This window comes from Paenibacillus tyrphae, assembly GCF_024158745.1.
Taxonomy (GTDB): Bacteria; Bacillota; Bacilli; order Paenibacillales; family NBRC-103111; genus Paenibacillus_G; species Paenibacillus_G tyrfis_A.
This window is the reverse complement of the sequence record NZ_JAMZAW010000002.1, coordinates 164,591-183,234: the sequence shown is the minus strand read 5'-3', so window position 1 is coordinate 183,234 and position 18,644 is coordinate 164,591. Positions and strand designations below refer to the sequence as shown.

Sequence of the window (18,644 nt, the reverse complement as noted above, 5' to 3'; positions counted from 1 at the left end):
CATGGATGAGGCGAATAAACAAGTGACGGAAAAAGGCCCGGAAGGCGAAAAGTCGCACGACGGACAGGACCGTTCGTCCATCAGCCGCCGCGACCTGCTCAAGCTGGCCGGAGCCGGAGGAGTCGGACTGCTGCTCGGATCGGTCGGTGTCGGCGGCGTATGGGCGGGAAAAGCGAAGCTGGCGGCGCCCGCTGCTTCTACGGAGGCCAACCCGGGTCCTAAGCAGGTTATCCCGTTCTACGATGCGCACCAGGCGGGCATTGTGACGCCTGCGCAGGATTTTATTTGCTTTGCCGCCTTCGATCTGACGACTGCGAAGCTGTCCGAAGTCAAGGATCTGTTCCGCCGTTGGACGGAAGCCGCAGCGAAAATGACGGCGGGGCAGCCGGTCGGCGGCGAGGAGGACCAGCAGAGTATGCCGCCCGCGGATACGGGCGAAGCGGCGGGTCTGCATCCGTGCCGGACGACGATTACGTTCGGCGTTGGCCCCTCCATGTTCGACGGCCGGTTCGGGCTGGCGGCCAAACGGCCGGAGGCTTTGGCGGATTTGCCCCGCTTTGGCGGAGACAGCCTGCGGCCCGAATGGTGCGGCGGGGATATCGGCGTACAGGTGTGCGCGGACGATTTACAGGTAGCTTTCCATGCGCTGCGCAACCTGACCCGTCTTGCCCGCGGCGTCGCCGTGCTGCGCTGGACCCAGGAAGGCTTTCAGCGGACGGGCGGTTCCGGTCCGGCCGGCGAGACGCCGCGCAACTTGCTGGGTTTCAAGGACGGAACGGGCAATCCGGATATTCATGACAAGCAAGCGATGAACGGTATCGTCTGGGTGCAGCCTTCGGAGCAGCCGGCATGGATGAGCGGCGGCAGCTACATGGTCGTCCGGCGAATCCGGATGCGTATCGAGGTGTGGGACCGTTCCACGCTCAGCGATCAGGAGGCGACGTTCGGGAGATACCGGAGCAGCGGAGCGCCCCTGGGGGCGAAGAACGAGTTTGATCCGCTGCAACTGGACGCCAAGGACGAAGCCGGCCAGCCGCTCATTCCGCTCACCGCGCATGCCCGTCTGGCGCATGGCGAGCAGCCGGCGGAAAAAATATTGCGCCGTTCGTATTCCTACTCCAGCGGCATCGACCGTCAAACGGGGCAGCTGGACGCCGGGCTGTTGTTCATCAGCTACCAACGGGATCCCAGAACCCAATTCGTCCCGATTCAACAGCGTCTCGCGAAGCGCGACAAGCTGAACGAATATATCGTGCATGTCGGCAGCGCGCTGTTTGCCTGTTTTCCGGGTGCGCGACAAGGCGGCTACATCGGGGAGGGACTGTTCGAGTGATCCGGGGGATGAAGGTGGAAAAAGCGTACGGGATATGCTCTCACGGGAAACAAAGCTTCTTCGTCCTTCTGCTGGCTGCCGCCGTGCTTCTGTTCGGCTGGAGCGGCCGCACGCTCGCCGAAGCGGCGGCACCCAACTCGCTGATGCCGCTCGTCGGCGGAGCGCTGGTTCATGCGGGCGAGCACAAGTGGCAGGAAACGGCTGCGGAGCTGGAGAAGTTCGAGGCGGAATGGCGCAAGCTGAACGCGCCCTCCGGCGAAGCGGCGGATAGCGTCGCGTCGGCTCTGGCCGAAGCGAAGAAGGCGGTGACCGACGCCGCTTCCAAGCCCGACGAGGCTTACCAGGCCGTGTCCAAGCTGACGAAGGCGGTCGGCCGTTTCGCTGGGGCCGGAGCGAAAAATGAACCGAAAGTAGACGGGAAACAGGCGGCGGGCGCGCTGCTTCCTATACTTCGGCAAACGCAGGCGGATATTCAGAACAGCGACTGGGACAAAGCCCGGAGCCGCTACAAGCAGTTCGACAGCCAGTGGTCCAAAAGCGAAGCGGCCGTCCGGTCGGATCCGTCCGGCGTGTACGGCGAGATCGAGACGAAGCTTAGCCTGCTCCGGATCGCGCTGCAAGCGGAGCCGCCGAAGGCGGAAGCGGCCGACAAAGGCATTCGCGAATTGATCCAGCTGATCGACGATTACGCCAGTGGCAAGCTCCGGGAGGACGCCGCCGCTTCCGGCAAGCAATCGGTAGCCGACGCGCTGGCGATTCTGCAAAAAGCCGCAGACGCCATCGGCGCGGGTCGTAACGCGGAAGCGGCCGATCAGCTTCAGGCCTTTATCCGGATCTGGCCTTCCGTCGAAGGAGAGGTTCGCACAAGAGCTCCGGACACGTATGACCGGATCGAACGGGAGATGACGGAGGCGGCGAGCCGACTGTTGTCTACTCCCCCGCAGCCGGAGGAAGCGGGCCGGATCGTCTCGGAGATGCAGACGGAGCTTCAGCCGTTCACGGCGCAAACGAGCTATTCGGCTTGGGATGCCGCCATTATCCTGCTGCGCGAAGGGCTTGAAGCGCTGCTCGTGCTGGCCGCGCTGCTCGCTTTTTTGCGCCGGACCGGCAACGCCTCCAAGCAAGGATGGGTATGGAGCGGCGGAGCGGCAGGGCTGCTCCTCAGCGGCGGCTTGGCTATCGCGCTAACCTTTACGATCGCCAACGTTGCCTCGGGGAGCACTCGCGAGCTTGTCGAAGGCATCACAGGCCTCGTGTCCGTGGTCCTGATGCTTACGGTAGGCGCATGGCTTCACCGCAAATCCAACGTCGAGACGTGGAATCGGTATGTGAAAGACCGGGTCGGCGTGGCGCTGGCGGGCGGCAGCCTGTGGTCGCTCTTCCTGGTTGCGGCGCTTTCGATTTTGCGGGAGGGCGCGGAGACGGCGATCTTTTATATCGGCATGGCCCCCTCCATCGATCCGGCGCAGCTTGCGCTTGGCATCGGCTCGGCCGCCGTGCTGTTGATCCTGCTCGGCTTCGTCATCGTCCGGGGAAGCGTTCTGCTGCCGATCCGCCCGTTTTTTCTGGGAGCTACGATTTTGATTTATTACCTGGTCCTGAAATTTTTGGGCCAGAGCATTCACGCCCTGCAAATCGCGGGACAGGTTCCTGCGCATGTGCCCGGCTATCTTCCCTCCTGGAATTGGCTCGGCGTCTACCCGACTTGGGAAACGTTCGTTCCGCAGCTGCTCGTGCTTCTCTTTATCGCGTTCCAATGGGCCCGGCAAGAGCGGAAAATGCGGGGCACAACCCACGAATCGGGACCGCATACGGTGTAATCCGCTGCCGGCGGCGGGATTCGTTCAAAAAAAATAACGAACTTTTGTCCCGCATCCGGTTGGAAAAAAGCAGGAGTTTGGACGCAGAACGTCGAATTCTTCACTATGAAACGGGGGCACGTCACTACAGAGCAACGATCAGCTTCGCCCCTGCCGGAGGAGGATGGCAATGAAATATGCGATTTGCCAAACAGTCAAAATTGTGGACATGAACGAAGAAATTATGTCTGAGGTGCTGTTCGACCACGGAGAACATGAGGCGCCGGCCTTATCGATCGGCTGCTCCGTCGTTTCGTACCAGCTCGGGTTAAAAGAGTTCGAAGTGGTGTACGACAAGCGCGAAGGCAAGCAAGAGCGGTTCAAGGTCATCGACATCGAGTTTGACTTGCTCAAGAAGCCTGCCATCACCCGCGTCTTTCTGGAGCCTGTTACGCTGATCGTCGGCCAGCACGATATCGGCCAAATGTAATGCCATATCCATCATTCGCATAATGTGAGAAGTCCTGCTGACAACGCCGAATTCGGCGAGAAGGCAGGACTTATTTTGTTCATTTGGCAGTGGGGAAAAAATACTATATCATGGAAAGGGAGGTGAAGTTGATGAACAGAACGTTTGTGGCTCTTGGCGGCATTTGCGCATTTCTGTCGGTGGCGCTCGGAGCATTCGGCGCGCATGCGCTGAAAGGAAAGCTTGCAGCAGATATGCTGGCTAATTTCCAGACCGGCGTCCAGTACCAGATGATGCATTCGCTCGGGCTGATTGCCATTGGACTTGCTGCCTCCCTGCTTCCGGCCAGCGGACATTTACGCCGGGCCGGCTGGTCGATGTTTGTCGGGATCGCCGTTTTTTCCGGCAGCCTGTATGTTCTAAGTATAACGGGGATCAAGCAGCTGGGCGCGATTACCCCTATCGGCGGGGTAGCCTTTTTGTTCGGGTGGTTGTCCTTGGTTCTGGCCCTTCGGGCAAAATAAGTCCTAAGACTCAGACTCTTTCTCCGGATTCGGCAGGTCTTCAATGCCGAATTTTTTTATGCCTACCTTTCTGGAATAACTCGCTTTTTTTGTCGATTTAGCAGGAAAAAGACAGTTGTGCGTAGAATTTCTACGGACAAGATATGGGAATGGAATACTCTGACAAACGTATCTTTCCGGGAAAGGAGGCCCGCATGTCTAGGACCGACGGATCAGCAAATGGAACACAACCGCGCGATGAAAAAAGAACGATGCTGTTCGCATGCGGAGGGACGGCGGTCGGATTCCTCGTCTGCTGGTGGGTCGGAGGGGCTATCCTATGGGGATTCGGCATCGCCGTCTTCCTGTTGATGGCTTATTCGTGGGAACGAATTATTCGGCTGTCCCGGGCCGTATCCGAATCGGATGCCCGAAGCCGTACGGCGGAGGAACGGTTTCGGAGGGTGGACAGCCGATTGAACGCGTTATTTCATCACCATCCGGGCGCCGTTGGGCTGATCGATCCGGGGGGATGTTTTCTGCAATGGAATCCGGCTGCGGAACGCATGCTCGGATACCGGGAGGAAGAGCTGAGAGGGAAGCACCTGCGCACCCTGTTTCCGGAAGAGTTGTCCGGCAGGACCAACAACTTTTTCACCGAAGCACTGCATGGCTCGTCGCTTTCGTTCAAAACGTCGCTTCTGCATAAAGACGGATACCGCGTCGACCTCGATACGACGGTCGTCCCGGTGCAGGAGCAGGGGATCACGACAGGGGTTCTGATTGTTTGCCAGGACATTACGTCTGCGACGCGAACCGAAGAGCAGATCCGGCATCTCGCCTACTATGACGATATGACGGGGCTTCCGAACCGCAGACTGTTCGTGCAGCATTTGAACGCCGCCATGACGGCCGTGTCCCGGCACGAACGAAAGCTGGCCGTCCTGTTCGTCGATATCGACCGTTTCAAGATCGTCAACGATTGCTTTGGGCACGATTACGGAGATATGCTGCTGCTGCAGGTAGCGGAGCGGTTTTCCCGCTGTGTAGGCCCGGACGATTATCTCGCACGTACGGAAGGAGACGAGTTTGCGTTTTTCTTCCAAGTGGCTGATCAAACGGCGGAGCCGGTGGGAACGATCGCGAAGGCGATTTTCGACTTGCTGGAGGAGCCCTTTGTTCTGGGGCAAAATTTAGTTCATCTGACGGCCAGCATCGGCATATCGCTGCTGTCGCAGGAGGACGAGTCTGCGGATTCGCTTATGAAGTGCGCGGATATGGCATTGACCCGAGCCAAGGAAAAAGGCAAAAACAACTATCAACTGTTCAACAGCGAAATGAAATCTGTATCATTGAAACGCTTAACTTTGGAAAGCGAGCTTCGCCGGGCTTTGGCCAATAACGAACTGCTGCTGCATTACCAGCCGCAGATCAATATTGCGACCGGCCGCATTGTCGGGTTCGAGGCGCTCGTCCGGTGGCAGCATCCGGAGCGCGGACTGGTTGCGCCGGGAGAGTTCATTCCGTTCGCGGAAGACAGCGGTCTGATCGTGCCGATCGGCGAGTGGGCGTTGAAAGAAGCGTGCCGACAGAACAAGCAGTGGCAGGACGCCGGGCTGGAGGTCGTGCCGGTGTCGGTCAATTTGTCGATCCGGCAGTTCATGCAGCATCAGCTGTGCGCCAGAATCGGCAGGACGCTTCGGGAAACGGGGCTCGATCCCGGCCTGCTGGAGCTTGAAATTACGGAGAGCTGCACGATGGATGTCGATTATGCCAGCGATCTGCTGCATGAGCTCAAGAAGCTAGGGGTCAAAATCAGCATCGACGATTTCGGCACCGGCTACAGCTCGTTGTCTTACTTGAAAAAATTCCCGATCGACAAATTAAAAATCGACCGCTCCTTCGTGCGCGACATTATGACCGATCCGAACGATGCGGCCATCGTCGCTTCGATCATCGCCATGACCCGGCATTTGAACATGGAAGTGATCGCGGAAGGCGTCGAAACCGAGGAACAGCTCCGATTTTTGCATGACAACGAATGCCATCTCATTCAAGGCTTTTATTTGAGCCCGCCCCTTGCCGTTTCCGACGCGGAGCGTCTGATGAAGCTTTACTCGGCGCAGGCTGCGGCCGGCGAGGAGAGTCCCCCAGTAAATTAAATAAGGCCCGGTTCAGCGGGCCTGAAAATCGTCAATTTCGTTAATTTTAAGCAGGTAGACTTTCTTCTCGTCGACATGGTAGACGGTGAGGTTTCCGCTGGGCGGGTCCGTATTTAGAATACGGCACGGCATGCTGAGCTTGACCCCTTTCTCCTTCACGACGGACAAACGAACTAGCGCATTGCTTTGTTGAAATGCTTTCATTTCTTCCCAAATCTGCTTGAACGGATCGGATTCCGGACGTTTTTCCTCCGCAGCCTTGGCCTCCTTGGCGTTCGTAGCGGATGGAGCTTTCGGGGCGGTTTCTGCGGAAGCGGCGTTCGGCCGGCTTTTCGTCAGCCCGGCAGACGTGTCGATTTTTTTGAGAATGGCGTCTTTCAGTGAAGCTTCGATGGTCTTACCTAATTCTACCCCTTGCTTGATTTGATAATCGATGACAAGTTCCGAATTGAGCAGATGCAGCAGCTTCTCCAAGGCTCGCCCGTTGGTATCTTCCTCAATCATGATGTCTACATTGAACAAAAACTTTCGTTTTTGCAGTTTGTTGGCTTCCACAGGCGGCTCCTCCTCATTTGATGCTTGCGTAATCTTTACTATATCACTTTTTACTATAGGAAAATAGAAGTAAACAGACTGGAATTATTATCCTAACGCTGTTCGTATACGATGGAAATAACTTGCAGGTTGAAAGCGACGTATGGTACGAAATTGGCATGCTGCTGTTGTGGTATGTTGGAACTAGGTTCAGGATAAAAATGGTAGGCCCTAATAACTAAACATGATGCGAGAATACTACATCTAAAGAACTATGTCAAATTTTTTGTGTTCTTCAGTAATTATGGATGTATTTGTGATTTTATGGTAAATTGTCTATAGCCCAGCGTATGGATCATTGTTATATCATTTGAGGGACTATCCGGAATTGGAGTTGATCGCAAAATGAGTTCTCCAACGAAAGAGTCGCTTTTAGCCAGAGTTGTCAAAATCATTTTATGGCTGGTCGTCATTTATTTTTCTTTGTTAATTGTTGTTGGCATTGTACATTTTATTTCAAGCCAGAATTAGCAAATTCCAGAAAAGGGCACCTTATTATTCTATTAAAATATTTCTATTTCTTTTATTCGAAAATGGAATATCGTGGTATAATGGTTTAGTCACAATAGGATTGGCTTTATGGGCGGTCGGCTAACCTCTCGGAAGGGAGGTGATGCCTGTGGAGGTTAAAGACGCTTTGACGCTCATGATCAGTTTCGGCATGCTGCTTATTGCAATGTTGGCACTGGTTGTGACCATCGTTAGTGCAATTAACCAAAACAAAAAGAAATAGACCGCCCCAGCAAAGGTATGGTCTATTTCGCGTCTTACCTATTGTTTTAAGCCACCGCCCTTAAAAGCGGCTGTTGTGACAACATGGAGAGTGTAGATGTTACCAGCATCTGCGCTCTCTAGTGATTTACCTTTATTATACAGTACGTTAAACGTACTCACAATACAATACTTAAATATTCAGCAAATATCCATCCCCGGCCCCGTGCACAGATGAATGCCCAAGGGCATATAGTGTAGGCATACGGGTGTTAAAGGGGATGCTTGGGTCAATGATGCGCATGGAACCGGTGGATCTGGATGGGCGCACGGCGCTGGCGATCGAGGTGAAGCTGCCGAAGACGACGCTGCTCGCGGTGACGACCGACAAAGGGTACATTATGTGCGGCGCGTTAGATGTGGGACTGCTGAATGAACGTCTGAGGGAACGGGGGATTATCGCCGCCCGGGCGACGGGCGTGCGGACGATCGAGGAGCTGTTGGAAGCGCCGCTTGAGTCGGTCACCTACGGAGCCGAGTCGCTCGGCGTGGTGCCGGGGATGAAGGGCCGGGAGGCGGTTAGACGGATGTTTTGACCGAAATCACATGAGGTAAAGCGCCTGAGAAAATCGGGCGTTTTTTTATGGACGGAGACATCTTTCCCCGAAGGAGGAGTTCGTCCTATAATAGGACGGTAGGATATTCGGGAGAACGGAGGAGTCCGATGAGAGACAGACAATTTACATTTCCAGACGCTGACGGGGAAGCAATATTCGTATATGAATGGCTTCCGGAAGAGGATATGCCGGTGAGGGGTGTGGTGCAAATCGCACACGGGATGGCCGAAACGGCCGCTCGTTACGAGCGATTCGCCGGGGTGCTGACGGGGGCGGGCTATGCGGTGTATGCCAACGACCATCGAGGGCATGGCCGGACGGCCGGCAGCCCGGAGCGGTTCGGCGTCATCGGCGAGAACGGTTTTCAACGCATGGCGGAAGCGATGGGGCAGCTGACGTACTTGATTCGTGAGCGGTTTTCGGACGTTCCTTTTTACGTATTCGGCCACAGCATGGGGTCGTTTTTGACTCAAAAATATATGTACTTATTTCCCGGGAAAGTGGACGGCATCGTCTTGTCCGGAACGAACGGGCCGCAGAAGCTGCTCGGAATCGGCAGCGCGCTGGCCCGGAGACTGGCGGCCCGCAAAGGGGAGCAGCATCGCAGCGAGCTGCTGATGAGACTTACGCTCGGCAGCTATAACCGCCAGTTTCGGCCGAATCGGACGCCGTTCGATTGGCTCAGCCGCGACGAACGAGAGGTTGACCTTTTTGCGGCTGACCCGGATTGCGGCTTTGCGATGACGGCGGGCTTCTGGATCGATTTTTTCCGCGGGCTGCAAGAGATTCACGATGAGCGGAACATGCGTCAGATTCCGGTCGATATGCCTATCTATTTATTTTCCGGCGAGCTCGATCCGGTCGGCCGCAAGGGAAAAGGGGTTGTCGAATTGGCCGGCCTGTACCGGGAGTTGGGCTTGCGGCATGTGACGTACAAGCTGTACCCGGAAGGCCGGCACGAGATGCTGAACGAGATCAACCGCGATGAAGTGATGCAGGACGTTCTCCATTGGCTGGACGAGCAGACGGCCCGTCAAAACAACGGTTCATGAGCCGGAGGACGCGTCGTTCCCGTTCTTCCCGGACGAACTGCTGCCGCGTTCAAGCGGCGGCTGCGTCCGGTTGTGCTCCTTGCTAAAGCGGGTATAATGGAACTGACGCGTCAAGACGAACGGGGGACGGGAAAGTGGATATTCAAAAAATCACGCCGCGCAAAATTTCCGAAGCCATCGCCGAGCAAATTAAAGAGCAGATCGTCGGCGGTGCGCTGAAGCCGGGCGATAAGCTTCCTTCCACGAAGGAGCTGTCGGAGAGCTACCAAGTGGGACGCTCTACAATTCGGGAGGCGCTCAGCGCGCTCAAAGCAATGGGTCTGGTGGAAAGCCATCAAGGGGAAGGCAGCTATGTGCGCAGCATCGAGTCGCAGGACGTGGATTTGCCGGAATTCAATTCGCTGCTGATGAGCCGGGACACGGTGATGGAGCTGATCGAGGCGCGCCAGGCGCTGGAAGTTTCCAATGCGGCACTTGCGGCGGAGAAGCGGACGGAGGACGACCTGCGGCGCTTCGAGGCGGTGCTGAAGCGGATGGAGGAGCATCTGGGCGACGAAGAGGAAGGCGAGCGGGCGGATATCGAGTTTCATCTAGTGCTTGCCCAAGCGACGCACAATTCGATCATGGCGCGCATGATCGAATCGATCTCGACGCAGATGCAGACCGCGATCCGTGAAACGCGCCGGCTGCAAATGTATGCGAACCGCACGGTATCCCGGCAGCTGCTGCAGGAGCATCAGGCCGTGTACGAAGCGATCAAGCGGCAGGATCCGGCGGCTGCGCAGGACGAGATGCGGCGGCATTTGTTTCATGTCGAGCAGGTGCTGATCCGTTATTTGAAAAAGTAGGACAAGAGGAAGGGAAGGTCCCGGAAGGACAGGCCGTTGCCGAGCGGAGCGGCCTATCCGTCCTTGTCTTTCGGAAAGCCGAACGTAAGCAGCAGGAAGCCGACCAGCATAAAAAACCAAACGAAAAAGTTTTCAAAAAATGTCGGGTTGGACGGCGTCGCATCGTATGATCCTCGCACGGCCGATCCGGCCGCTGGAATCGCTGCGGCAATCTTGGCCCCGATCCTCTCGGCGGTATAATAGGCGCCGCTGGCGAGCAGGAAGACCGTGCCAATAATTTTATTCAAACGATTGCCCATCGGAAATTTGCTCCCTTCTTGGAAATATAACATAAAAATACCTCAATTATCCTTCGATTGCTTACCTCATTCGACGCTTTTCCAAGGTAAAAAGTTTCGCCTGATTATGGAGAAGGCACTTTTCAAAAAACAACTTATCTGATAACCTGACAAGTAAGAGAAAAACCATAAACCGAAGGATGGGGACCCGTATGCGAGTTTCTTTATTCATCACGTGTTTGGCCGACCAGATCTACCCGGAAGTCGGTGAAAGCGTTGTCCGGCTCCTGCACCGATACGGCTGTGAGGTTGATTTTCCGCAGATGCAGACCTGCTGCGGACAGCCCGCGTACAACAGCGGTTACCAGGATGACGCCCGCGAGGTGGCGCGCAACCTGATCCGCGCGTTCGAGCACAGCGATTACGTCGTCTCGCCGTCCGGCTCCTGTACCGGAATGGTCCACCATTATTACCCCCAGCTGTTCGAGAACGAGCCGAAGTGGAAGGCCAAGGCGGAGAAGCTGATCGGGAAAACGTACGAGTTTTCCCAATTCTTGGTCAATGTACTGGGCGTTAAAGACCTCGGCGCTGTCTATGAGGGGAAAGCGACGTATCATCCGTCCTGCCATGCGATGCGTTTGCTCGGGGTACGCGAGGAGCCAGGCGAGCTGCTGGCGCATATCGAGGGGCTGGAGCTGATCGAGCTGCCCCGCAAGGAAGATTGCTGCGGCTTCGGAGGCACGTTTGCGGTCAAGATGGCCGACATGTCGGAAGCGATGGTCTGCGAGAAAGCCGCCAACGTATGCGCGACGAATACCGACCTTTTGATCGGGACCGACATGGGCTGTCTGATGAACATCGGGGGCCGTTTGAATAAAGAAAACAAGCCGGTGCGCGTCATGCATCTGGCGCAGCTGCTGGAGGAAGGAGTGAAGCGCGGTGAGCGGCATGGCAAGTGAGAAGGAATTGATCGGCACGGGCTTAAAAAAGCGCACGGAAGAAGCGCTGGCGAACGATTTTCTCCGCAAGGCGGTGGCGTTTACGACCGATAAGCTGAAGACGGCCAAGCTACAGGTGACGGACGATTTCGGCTATTGGGAGGATTGGCGGGAGCGAGGGAGACAGATCCGCAAGCATGTCGTGGAACATCTCGACTATTATTTGACGCAGTTTACCGATAACGTTTCCAAAGCCGGAGGCCACGTCTATTTTTGCCAGACGGGGGACGAGGCGGTCAAGACGTTTATGGAAATTGCCGAGAAGCGCCGGGCAAAACTGGTGGCGAAAGGAAAGTCGATGGTATCGGAGGAAATTCATCTGAACCGTCATCTGGAGGAGCGCGGGATTGAGGCGATCGAGACGGATCTCGGTGAGTACATCCTGCAGCTGGCGAAGGAAACGCCGTCGCATCTGATCATTCCGGCGATTCACAAAAACAAGCAGCAGATCGCAAATATTTTCTCAGAGGAAGCGGGCGAGACGTTTGCGCCGGAGACGAAGGTGCTGGCGAAGTATGCCAAGCAGCGGCTGCGCGATTATTTCCTGGAAGCGGATATCGGGCTGACCGGCTGCAATTTCGGCGTTGCCGAATCGGGAGCGATCACGCTCGTGTCCAACGAAGGCAACGGGCGGATGGTGACGACGCTGCCGAAATGCCACGTCGTCGTCATGGGCATGGAGCGCCTTGTGCCGACCTATGACGACCTGGAGGTCGTCCTGAACCTGCTTGCCCGCAGCGCTACCGGGCAGAAGCTGACGACTTACACGTCGATGATTACCGGGCCGCGACGCGAAGGCGAGCTCGACGGGCCGGAGGAGCTTCATCTGATCGTGCTGGACAACGGACGGTCGGCGCAGCTCGGCGATCCGGTGTTCCAGGAAGTGCTGCACTGCATCCGCTGTGCGGCCTGTCTGAACGTGTGCCCCGTGTATCGTCATGTAGGCGGCCACACCTACGGCAGCGTGTACAGCGGCCCGATCGGGGCGGTGCTGACGCCGCTGCTCCAGCAGGATATGAAGGAAGCGGGGCAGCTGGCTTATGCCTCAAGTCTATGCGGGGCCTGCTACGAGGCATGCCCGGTCAAAATTCCGCTGCACGACATGCTGGTGCAGCTTCGGGCGCGCAAGGTGCGGCTCGGGCTGACGCCGCTGGCGGAGCGCGCCGCCTTCAAGACGTTCCGGACGACGTTCGGGAACGTCACGCTGTACAAGATGGCGACGAAGTCCGCCTACTATATGATGAAGCCTTTCGTGAGCAAGGGCGTGATCAAGAAGGCGCCGGGTCCGGCAGCGGGCTGGACGCAGTCCCGCCATTTCCCGATGAAGCCGAAGCTGTCGTTCCGCGACCGCTGGGAGGCGCTCCAGCAGGAGCTGAAGCAGACCGGCAAGCGGGCTGGGCAGAGTGAAGCCGGAGTAGCCAGCGGGCAAGCTGTGCAAGGTCGAGACGAGGCGGATAGCTCTACAAAAGGAGGCGGGCGCCATGAGTAACGGAACGATCCGCGGCCGTGAAGCGTTTATCGCGAATTTGTCGTCGAGGCTCGGACGCCGTGAGGTCCCGGCGGCGGCTCCGGTACATCCGTTTCGCGGCGCGCCGGAGTTTTATAAGCAGATCAATCCCTCAACGGAGGAAAAGATCGAGTTGTTCGCCCGGAACTGGGAGGCGCTGACCGGCAAGGTGCTTGTGGTGGATGAAGCCGAGGCAGCGGAAAAAGTCGGCGCTTGGCTAGGGGACATCGCCGCCGAGCTTGGAGTTACGCATGTATCCCGCTGGGAGCACGATGGTCTGACGGCGCTGGGCTTGGACGAGGCGCTGGCTGCCTCCGGCATCGCCGTCGCGCCATGGCGGCCGGTGGAAGCGGGCGACAGCGAGGCATGGCCGAAGGCGGCAGGGAGCGAGAACTGGGCACAGCGGAGCGAGCTGCTGAAGCGAACCGAGCGCTGCCAGCTTGGGATCGTCTGGCCCGACTTCGCCGTAGCGAATACGAGCACTCTGGTGCTGCAATGCTCCCCACAGCGCGGCCGCTCGGTGAGCTTGCTGACGGAAATATTGTTCGCCGTCTTCCGGGCCGATCAGCTCGTATACCGGATGGGCGAGGCGTTCGAGCAGATCACCCGCGGCAAGCAGCTGCCGGCGCAGTATGCTTCGTCGCTTAACCTGATTACCGGGCCGAGCCGCAGCGCCGACATCGAGAACGATCTGACGATCGGCATCCACGGTCCGGGCAAGGTATACGCGGTCATTATCCGATAAGCCGGGGGAAATAGGGAAGCATATTCCAGCCGCTTGTGCGCATACTATGACGGTTACCTAATCCAAGGAGGTCATAGCCATGAATAAACAGCGCGCCCAGGAAATCGCCGCTTCGCCGGTGATGGCGAACGTGACGTACGAAGGAGTTCCGATTTATATCCAGCATGTGGATGAAGAACGGGAGTCCGCCAGAATTTATCCGCTTGATCAGCCGGAGCAGGAGCAAGAGGTTCCGCTGAATAGTTTAGTTGAAGGTTAAGCTTTTCAATAACACGGTAGCCCCGCCAAGCTCGACTTGGCGGGGCTGCTTTTTTTAACGCTCGCTTGCGGTATTTGGTTGAGACAAGGCGCTGCACTCCCGAAAGGCAAAATGCCGGCAGCCCAGACATTTTTGATGCTCCAACCGGGTCAAGGCGTAATCGATTGCCTCGCCGGTATGCTCAAAAAAGTGCTCTTTTCCGATCAGCGCATCAAGTCTGGTTCGTTTCAACACGTCCCGGGGCTGAGGCTGCAGGCCCGAGATGAGAACGACGCCGCCTTGCCGGACGATATCCCGGACCACGCCGGCCAAATACGATTCCCCCGTCGTGTCCATGAACAGCACTTTGCCGAGGCGCAGGATCACCGTTTTCGGCTGTTCGTCGAGCGTCCCCGAAATCGATTTTTCAAACAGCGTTCCCGCTCCGAAAAACAACGCTCCCTCCACCGTAATAATGGCAATCTGCGGACAGTCATGGCTTTCGTTTACGATATGAGAAGCCACTTTCCCGCGGTGCGAAGCCGGGTCCGGCAAAACCTTGGCCACCTTCAGCATGCCGCTCATCCGCCGGACGAACAGAACGACTGCCAGAATCAATCCGGCGATCACAGCCGTTGTCAGATCGGTCAGCACGGTAAGCAAGAAAGTAATGATCAGGACGACGGAATCGGGTGTTCTTGTTTTCACAATATGAATAAACTCTCTGCGCTCGCTCATATTCCAGGCCACGACCATCAGGATCGGCGCCATGCTGGCCAGCGGAATCGCGGAAGCCAAAGGGGCGAGCATAATCAGCACGAGGAGAACGAAGACGCTGTGCACCATCCCCGATACGGGACTCGCCGCCCCGTTCTTAATATTCGCCGCGGTTCTGGCAATCGCACCCGTCGCCGGAATTCCGCCGAACAAAGGGGTGACGATGTTCGCAATTCCTTGTCCGATCAGCTCGCGGTTGCTGTGATGGCGGCTTCCCGTCATGCCGTCAGCTACGACCGCCGACAAGAGCGACTCGATTCCTCCAAGCGCCGCGATGATGCAAGCCGGGCCAAGAAGCGGGATGATTTTCTCAAGCGTCACGTCCGGCACGTGAAACTGGGGAAGCGTCCCGGGAATGGCGCCGTACGTCGACCCGATCGTATCGACCCGGCCCTCGAACAGCAAGACCGACAGCACGCTGGATACCAACAGGCCGACGAGCGATCCGGGCACCCGGGGCAGCAGCTTCGGGGTCGCCAATAACAAAGCGAGACACACGACCGCCGTTAGGACGCTGTATAGGTTTACTGTCGACAGGTGCAGCCCGATCTCCTTCATGTTGGATATAAAATCTTCATGCTTGCGGATGCCGCTCAGCCCTAGAAAATTCGCGATTTGGCCGGTGAAAATGATAACGGCGATCCCGGCGGTAAAGCCGATCGTCACCGGACGGGGAATAAATTGAATCAGCGCTCCGAGCTTGAATACCCCCATCAAGACAAGGATGATTCCCGCCAGCCCGCCGGCGATCAGCAAATTTTCATACCCGTACTGCATCACAATAGCGAACAAAATAGGAACGAACGCACCCGTCGGCCCGCCGATCTGGAATTTGGAGCCGCCAAGCAGCGAGATGAGAAATCCGGCAATCACCGTCGTATAAATGCCGTACTGAGGTTTGACGCCGGCCGCAATGGCAAAAGCCATCCCCAAAGGAATGGCTATAACCCCGACAATCGAGCCCGAGATCAGATCCCGGCGAAAATCATTTGCGCTGTACCCGTCAAATCTACCCGACCGCTTCATGACTAGACCTTCTTTTCATATATTTGATTATTTGAATATATGGGGAATATACACCCGGGAATCGTTCTTGTCAATGGTCGGACAAGTGCCGATTTTTGCATAATCTCAGGTATAATGAAGGGAACGATACCCCTACAGGGCACGATAACCCGCAGGCAAGGAGCGATGTGAAAAGTATGCGAAAAGAGCCGGCAATCCATCTGTTCGAATGGTCCCCGCGCGTGCATATCGATCCGTTTCATACCCACGATCATTTGGAGATCGGTTATTGTTTATCGGGCAGCGGCACCTTTTATTTCGGACAAAAGGCTTATGCGGCGCAGCCGGGCGACGTCTTCGTCGTCAATCACCTGGAGCGGCATGCCGCCGCGTCGGATGCGGACAATCCGAGCCATTATCTGTTTTTATATTTTGACCCGATGGTAATTGAGCAGGCGGATATGGAGCTGCTGCTGCCGTTCGTTTATTTGCCGACGAAGTTTCAGAACCGTATTCCGGGGGAGCTGGACACGGCCCGCCGAATCGGAAGGCTGTTCCATGAGCTCGCAGACGAGCAGCGGCACAAGCGTCCGGGTTGTCATGGCATGATGCGGGGGAAAATTTTGCAGATTTGCGCGCTGCTGCTGAGGCATTACAGCGAACAAACGTCGCCTGAGGAGTGGAACCGGACCCTGTCGTCCTACTACCGCATCAAGCCGGCGCTCGATTATATCGACGAGCGTTTTCGAGAAGCGCTGACGCTGGAAGACGCGGCTGCCCGGCTTGGCTTAAGCCCGTCCCGGGCGCGGCATCTTTTTCAGGAAAAGCTAGGTGTCGGGTATAAGCAGTACTTGCTCCGGCTGCGCGTAAACGAGGCCAAGCGGCTGCTGGCAAGCACCGAGCTGCCGATGGCGGACGTGATGTTTGCAAGCGGCTTCCAAAGTCATGCGCCGTTTTACCGCGCGTTCCGGCAAATCGTCGGCGCCGCTCCGCTGGAATATCGCGAGTTATCGAGAAAATTAGCCGTTTTTGAGAATGACTTGGATGAAAATAAGACGACGACGAGCTCTCCCGCCGATTACAATGAAAGTACACCTTAGGTCAGGCAGGTGTACATTCGATACGGAAATGGGGAGAGCAAATGGCAGGTTGGGGCTGGCAAGCGCTGCAAGGCTTGCTGCGTGAAGAAATCAAGCAGCGGAAGGAAGAAGGCTGCGACGTTGAGGGGTTTCAGGCGAAGCTGGAGGAGGCCGGGGAAGATGCCGCCAGGCTGACGGCCGTTTACGAGGAATTGTCCGCATTGCCGATCGCGGCGGATTTTCCGTATACGGAGCCGAACGGGCTGGACGAGATCCGGGCGGCGCGTCCGGAAGGGCCGCGCAAGCTGCAAGCGGATTGGACGGAGGAGCAGTGGAAGGACAAGTTTTATGGCGCGTGGCTCGGACGAAGCGTCGGCTGCGCGCTCGGCAAGCCGCTGGAGATCGGGCCGTTTATGTACGGCACGGATACCCATCCAGGCTGGGCCAACGTGAAGCTGTGGTTCGAAGGAGCGGATGCCTGGCCGATTCGCGATTACACGCCGGGACAGTCGCGGGCACAAGAGCAATACGGTCTGTCACTCGCTCCCTACGGAAAGGAAAGCGAGCTGGAGCGTATCCGGTATATGGAAACCGACGACGATATCCGATATACGGTGCTCGGGCTGCTGCTGCTGGAGGAGAAGGGAGCGGATTGGGACTCGTGGGACGTCGGCAGCCTGTGGCTTAAGCATTTGCCGTTTCATAAGGTGTTCACCGCCGAGGCGCGGTCCTACGTCAACTTTACGGTGCTGAACAGCCAGATGGGGTGGCAGCGGGAAGCGGATTCCGATGCGCAAAAGGAGTGGGTGCGGACGCACTTGAACCCATACCGCGAATGGATCGGCGCACAAATCCGCGTGGACGGATTAGCCTACGGCGCGGCGGGGCATCCCGAGCTGGCCGCCGAATTCGCTTGGCGGGACGCGTCGTTCTCCCACGTGAAGAACGGCATCTACGGCGCCATGTTCGTAGGGGCCATGATCGCCGCGGCGTTCGTGGAAACCGATCCGGAACGGATCGTGGAGATCGGCTTGAGCGAAATTCCGCAGCGCTGCCGTCTGGCTAGTGATATTCGTCAAGCGGTGGTGATCGCCCGGGAAGCGAAAGACCAGATTGAACTAGTCGACCGGATCTGGGAGGCGTTCAAGTATTACCATCCAGTGCATACGAATAACAACGCCGCCTTATGCGCGGCAGCGCTCGTCTTCGCCCGCGGCGATTTCGAGACCGCGGTCACGACGGCGGTGCTCGGCGGCTGGGACACCGATTGCAACGGCGCAACCGTCGGTTCGATCATGGGCGCGATAGACGGGGCAAAGCGGCTCCCGGAGCGTTGGACCGCGAAGCTGAACGATACGCTGTATTCGGAAATAAACGGCTTTCACCCGATCGCGATTTCGGAATGCGCCCGGCGCAGCTACGAGGTTTATCGCCGCATCAACGGATAACGACCAAAAAACCGGCTCCTTGCAAGCACAAGGATACCGGTTTTTTGACATTTGCAATCGCTCGTCGGCATAATTATTCGTTGCGTATGTTTTCAAGCAGCGAGATGGCGTCCACCAAATGATTATCGAAGATTTGTCTGGCTACCCCGAGGAGGTCTTTAATCAGAGGATCGCGTAAAGAATAAATAACGGAGGTTCCCTCTTTGGTCCCGCTGACCACATTTTTGCTGCGGAGCACGGCCAACTGCTGCGACACGGCGGAGCCTTCGCTTCCCAGAATAGCCTGCAGCTCGTTGACGTTTTTGTCCCCTTCGCACAGTACCTCAAGAATCCGGATGCGCATAGGATGCGCCAACGCCTTGAAAAACTCCGCTTTAAACTGCTGGATTTCACGATTCATGGATCTAAGCCCCTTAAAACGTTGAACGTCTGAATATATGAATATCATACCACAGAAAAGAAGCCGGTTGTAAAACAAACC

Annotated in this window: 19 protein-coding genes; 15 read left to right on the top strand and 4 right to left on the bottom strand. The window is 56.9% G+C overall.

Translation table 11 applies throughout. From position 1 onward, the window contains the following. Nucleotide 1 precedes the first annotated feature (1 nt). The 5 genes from efeB (at nt 2) to NI000_RS03395 (ending at nt 6,266) form a co-directional block, all read left to right on the top strand. Nucleotides 2–1,333, top strand: a complete 1,332-nt coding sequence (gene efeB / locus NI000_RS03415; protein WP_253407716.1) for an iron uptake transporter deferrochelatase/peroxidase subunit — start codon at nt 2–4, stop codon at nt 1,331–1,333. Next, nucleotides 1,330–3,153: an FTR1 family iron permease gene (locus NI000_RS03410; protein ID WP_253407715.1), complete on the top strand. Its 1,824-nt coding sequence runs from the start codon at nt 1,330–1,332 to the stop codon at nt 3,151–3,153. Before efeB ends, NI000_RS03410 begins: the two co-directional genes overlap by 4 nt. 169 nt (nt 3,154–3,322) lie before the next feature. Beyond that, entirely contained in the window at nt 3,323–3,622 is a 300-nt protein-coding gene (locus NI000_RS03405) for a hypothetical protein (RefSeq protein WP_253407714.1), read from the top strand. 131 nt (nt 3,623–3,753) lie between these two features. Then, the gene (locus tag NI000_RS03400; RefSeq protein ID WP_253407713.1) at nt 3,754–4,125 is read left to right on the top strand and encodes a DUF423 domain-containing protein; all 372 of its coding nucleotides are present in this window, start codon (nt 3,754–3,756) and stop codon (nt 4,123–4,125) included. Between the two features lie 194 nt (nt 4,126–4,319). Further along, complete coding sequence (locus NI000_RS03395; RefSeq protein WP_253407712.1) at nt 4,320–6,266, top strand: putative bifunctional diguanylate cyclase/phosphodiesterase; 1,947 nt, start codon at nt 4,320–4,322, stop codon at nt 6,264–6,266. Nucleotides 6,267–6,278: 12 nt separating this feature from the next. Here the strand turns inward: NI000_RS03395 and NI000_RS03390 are convergent, their stop codons facing one another. Next, nucleotides 6,279–6,821, bottom strand: coding sequence for a hypothetical protein (locus NI000_RS03390; protein WP_253407711.1), 543 nt, complete (start codon nt 6,819–6,821; stop codon nt 6,279–6,281). A gap of 658 nt (nt 6,822–7,479) precedes the next feature. On the opposite strand from NI000_RS03390, the gene NI000_RS03385 reads away from it, so the two are divergent. The 4 genes from NI000_RS03385 (at nt 7,480) to NI000_RS03370 (ending at nt 10,088) form a co-directional block, all read left to right on the top strand. Beyond that, nucleotides 7,480–7,593 (top strand): putative holin-like toxin, encoded by a 114-nt coding sequence (locus tag NI000_RS03385; protein WP_253407709.1) that lies wholly within the window; start codon nt 7,480–7,482, stop codon nt 7,591–7,593. A gap of 271 nt (nt 7,594–7,864) precedes the next feature. Then, complete coding sequence (locus NI000_RS03380; RefSeq protein ID WP_253407707.1) at nt 7,865–8,167, top strand: YunC family protein; 303 nt, start codon at nt 7,865–7,867, stop codon at nt 8,165–8,167. Between the two features lie 128 nt (nt 8,168–8,295). Further along, nucleotides 8,296–9,240 carry an alpha/beta hydrolase gene (locus NI000_RS03375; protein ID WP_253407704.1) on the top strand — a complete coding sequence of 315 codons (945 nt, stop codon included), beginning with the start codon at nt 8,296–8,298 and terminating at the stop codon, nt 9,238–9,240. Between the two features lie 134 nt (nt 9,241–9,374). Then, on the top strand, nt 9,375–10,088 hold the full coding sequence (locus NI000_RS03370) for a FadR/GntR family transcriptional regulator (RefSeq protein ID WP_253407703.1): 714 nt from the start codon (nt 9,375–9,377) through the stop codon (nt 10,086–10,088). A 53-nt stretch (nt 10,089–10,141) separates the two neighbouring features. Here the strand turns inward: NI000_RS03370 and NI000_RS03365 are convergent, their stop codons facing one another. Continuing rightward, complete coding sequence (locus tag NI000_RS03365) at nt 10,142–10,387, bottom strand: hypothetical protein (RefSeq protein ID WP_253407701.1); 246 nt, start codon at nt 10,385–10,387, stop codon at nt 10,142–10,144. A 191-nt stretch (nt 10,388–10,578) separates the two neighbouring features. Here NI000_RS03365 and NI000_RS03360 point away from each other — a divergent pair, with 191 nt between their 5' ends. The 4 genes from NI000_RS03360 to NI000_RS03345 all read left to right on the top strand — a co-directional run bounded on the left by NI000_RS03360 (nt 10,579) and on the right by NI000_RS03345 (nt 13,875). Continuing rightward, nucleotides 10,579–11,325, top strand: coding sequence for a (Fe-S)-binding protein (locus NI000_RS03360; RefSeq protein WP_253407699.1), 747 nt, complete (start codon nt 10,579–10,581; stop codon nt 11,323–11,325). Beyond that, complete coding sequence (locus NI000_RS03355; protein ID WP_253408391.1) at nt 11,315–12,853, top strand: LutB/LldF family L-lactate oxidation iron-sulfur protein; 1,539 nt, start codon at nt 11,315–11,317, stop codon at nt 12,851–12,853. The genes NI000_RS03360 and NI000_RS03355 overlap by 11 nt, the downstream gene beginning before the upstream one ends. Further along, on the top strand, nt 12,846–13,616 hold the full coding sequence (locus NI000_RS03350) for a LutC/YkgG family protein (RefSeq protein WP_253407697.1): 771 nt from the start codon (nt 12,846–12,848) through the stop codon (nt 13,614–13,616). The genes NI000_RS03355 and NI000_RS03350 overlap by 8 nt, the downstream gene beginning before the upstream one ends. A 79-nt stretch (nt 13,617–13,695) precedes the next feature. Beyond that, nucleotides 13,696–13,875, top strand: coding sequence for a small acid-soluble spore protein H (locus tag NI000_RS03345; RefSeq protein WP_216793514.1), 180 nt, complete (start codon nt 13,696–13,698; stop codon nt 13,873–13,875). Between the two features lie 54 nt (nt 13,876–13,929). Here NI000_RS03345 and NI000_RS03340 read toward each other — a convergent pair whose 3' ends face one another. Further along, a complete protein-coding gene (locus NI000_RS03340; RefSeq protein WP_253407695.1) occupies nt 13,930–15,657 on the bottom strand; it encodes a SulP family inorganic anion transporter in 1,728 nt (575 codons plus the stop codon). A 176-nt stretch (nt 15,658–15,833) separates the two neighbouring features. Between NI000_RS03340 and NI000_RS03335 the strand changes: the two genes are divergently transcribed. Both NI000_RS03335 and NI000_RS03330 read left to right on the top strand, forming a co-directional pair. Then, entirely contained in the window at nt 15,834–16,736 is a 903-nt protein-coding gene (locus tag NI000_RS03335; protein WP_253407693.1) for an AraC family transcriptional regulator, read from the top strand. A gap of 41 nt (nt 16,737–16,777) precedes the next feature. After that, the gene (locus NI000_RS03330; RefSeq protein WP_253407686.1) at nt 16,778–18,163 is read left to right on the top strand and encodes an ADP-ribosylglycohydrolase family protein; all 1,386 of its coding nucleotides are present in this window, start codon (nt 16,778–16,780) and stop codon (nt 18,161–18,163) included. 73 nt (nt 18,164–18,236) lie between these two features. On the opposite strand, the gene NI000_RS03325 is transcribed toward NI000_RS03330, so the two are convergent. Beyond that, nucleotides 18,237–18,563 carry an ArsR/SmtB family transcription factor gene (locus NI000_RS03325; protein WP_010492260.1) on the bottom strand — a complete coding sequence of 109 codons (327 nt, stop codon included), beginning with the start codon at nt 18,561–18,563 and terminating at the stop codon, nt 18,237–18,239. Between the last annotated feature and the right edge of the window lie 81 nt (nt 18,564–18,644).

What these genes read in the sequence shown, in the direction of transcription:
- NI000_RS03405 (WP_253407714.1), top strand. Translation starts at nt 3,323, where the DNA reads ATGAAATATGCGATTTGCCAAACAGTCAAAATTGTGGACATGAACGAA.
- NI000_RS03340 (WP_253407695.1), bottom strand. Translation starts at nt 15,657, where the DNA reads ATGAAGCGGTCGGGTAGATTTGACGGGTACAGCGCAAATGATTTTCGC.
- NI000_RS03335 (WP_253407693.1), top strand. Translation starts at nt 15,834, where the DNA reads ATGCGAAAAGAGCCGGCAATCCATCTGTTCGAATGGTCCCCGCGCGTG.
- NI000_RS03400 (WP_253407713.1), top strand. Translation starts at nt 3,754, where the DNA reads ATGAACAGAACGTTTGTGGCTCTTGGCGGCATTTGCGCATTTCTGTCG.
- NI000_RS03365 (WP_253407701.1), bottom strand. Translation starts at nt 10,387, where the DNA reads ATGGGCAATCGTTTGAATAAAATTATTGGCACGGTCTTCCTGCTCGCC.
- NI000_RS03325 (WP_010492260.1), bottom strand. Translation starts at nt 18,563, where the DNA reads ATGAATCGTGAAATCCAGCAGTTTAAAGCGGAGTTTTTCAAGGCGTTG.
- NI000_RS03380 (WP_253407707.1), top strand. Translation starts at nt 7,865, where the DNA reads ATGATGCGCATGGAACCGGTGGATCTGGATGGGCGCACGGCGCTGGCG.
- NI000_RS03345 (WP_216793514.1), top strand. Translation starts at nt 13,696, where the DNA reads ATGAATAAACAGCGCGCCCAGGAAATCGCCGCTTCGCCGGTGATGGCG.
- efeB (WP_253407716.1), top strand. Translation starts at nt 2, where the DNA reads ATGGATGAGGCGAATAAACAAGTGACGGAAAAAGGCCCGGAAGGCGAA.
- NI000_RS03360 (WP_253407699.1), top strand. Translation starts at nt 10,579, where the DNA reads ATGCGAGTTTCTTTATTCATCACGTGTTTGGCCGACCAGATCTACCCG.
- NI000_RS03330 (WP_253407686.1), top strand. Translation starts at nt 16,778, where the DNA reads ATGGCAGGTTGGGGCTGGCAAGCGCTGCAAGGCTTGCTGCGTGAAGAA.
- NI000_RS03355 (WP_253408391.1), top strand. Translation starts at nt 11,315, where the DNA reads ATGGCAAGTGAGAAGGAATTGATCGGCACGGGCTTAAAAAAGCGCACG.
- NI000_RS03395 (WP_253407712.1), top strand. Translation starts at nt 4,320, where the DNA reads ATGTCTAGGACCGACGGATCAGCAAATGGAACACAACCGCGCGATGAA.
- NI000_RS03350 (WP_253407697.1), top strand. Translation starts at nt 12,846, where the DNA reads ATGAGTAACGGAACGATCCGCGGCCGTGAAGCGTTTATCGCGAATTTG.
- NI000_RS03375 (WP_253407704.1), top strand. Translation starts at nt 8,296, where the DNA reads ATGAGAGACAGACAATTTACATTTCCAGACGCTGACGGGGAAGCAATA.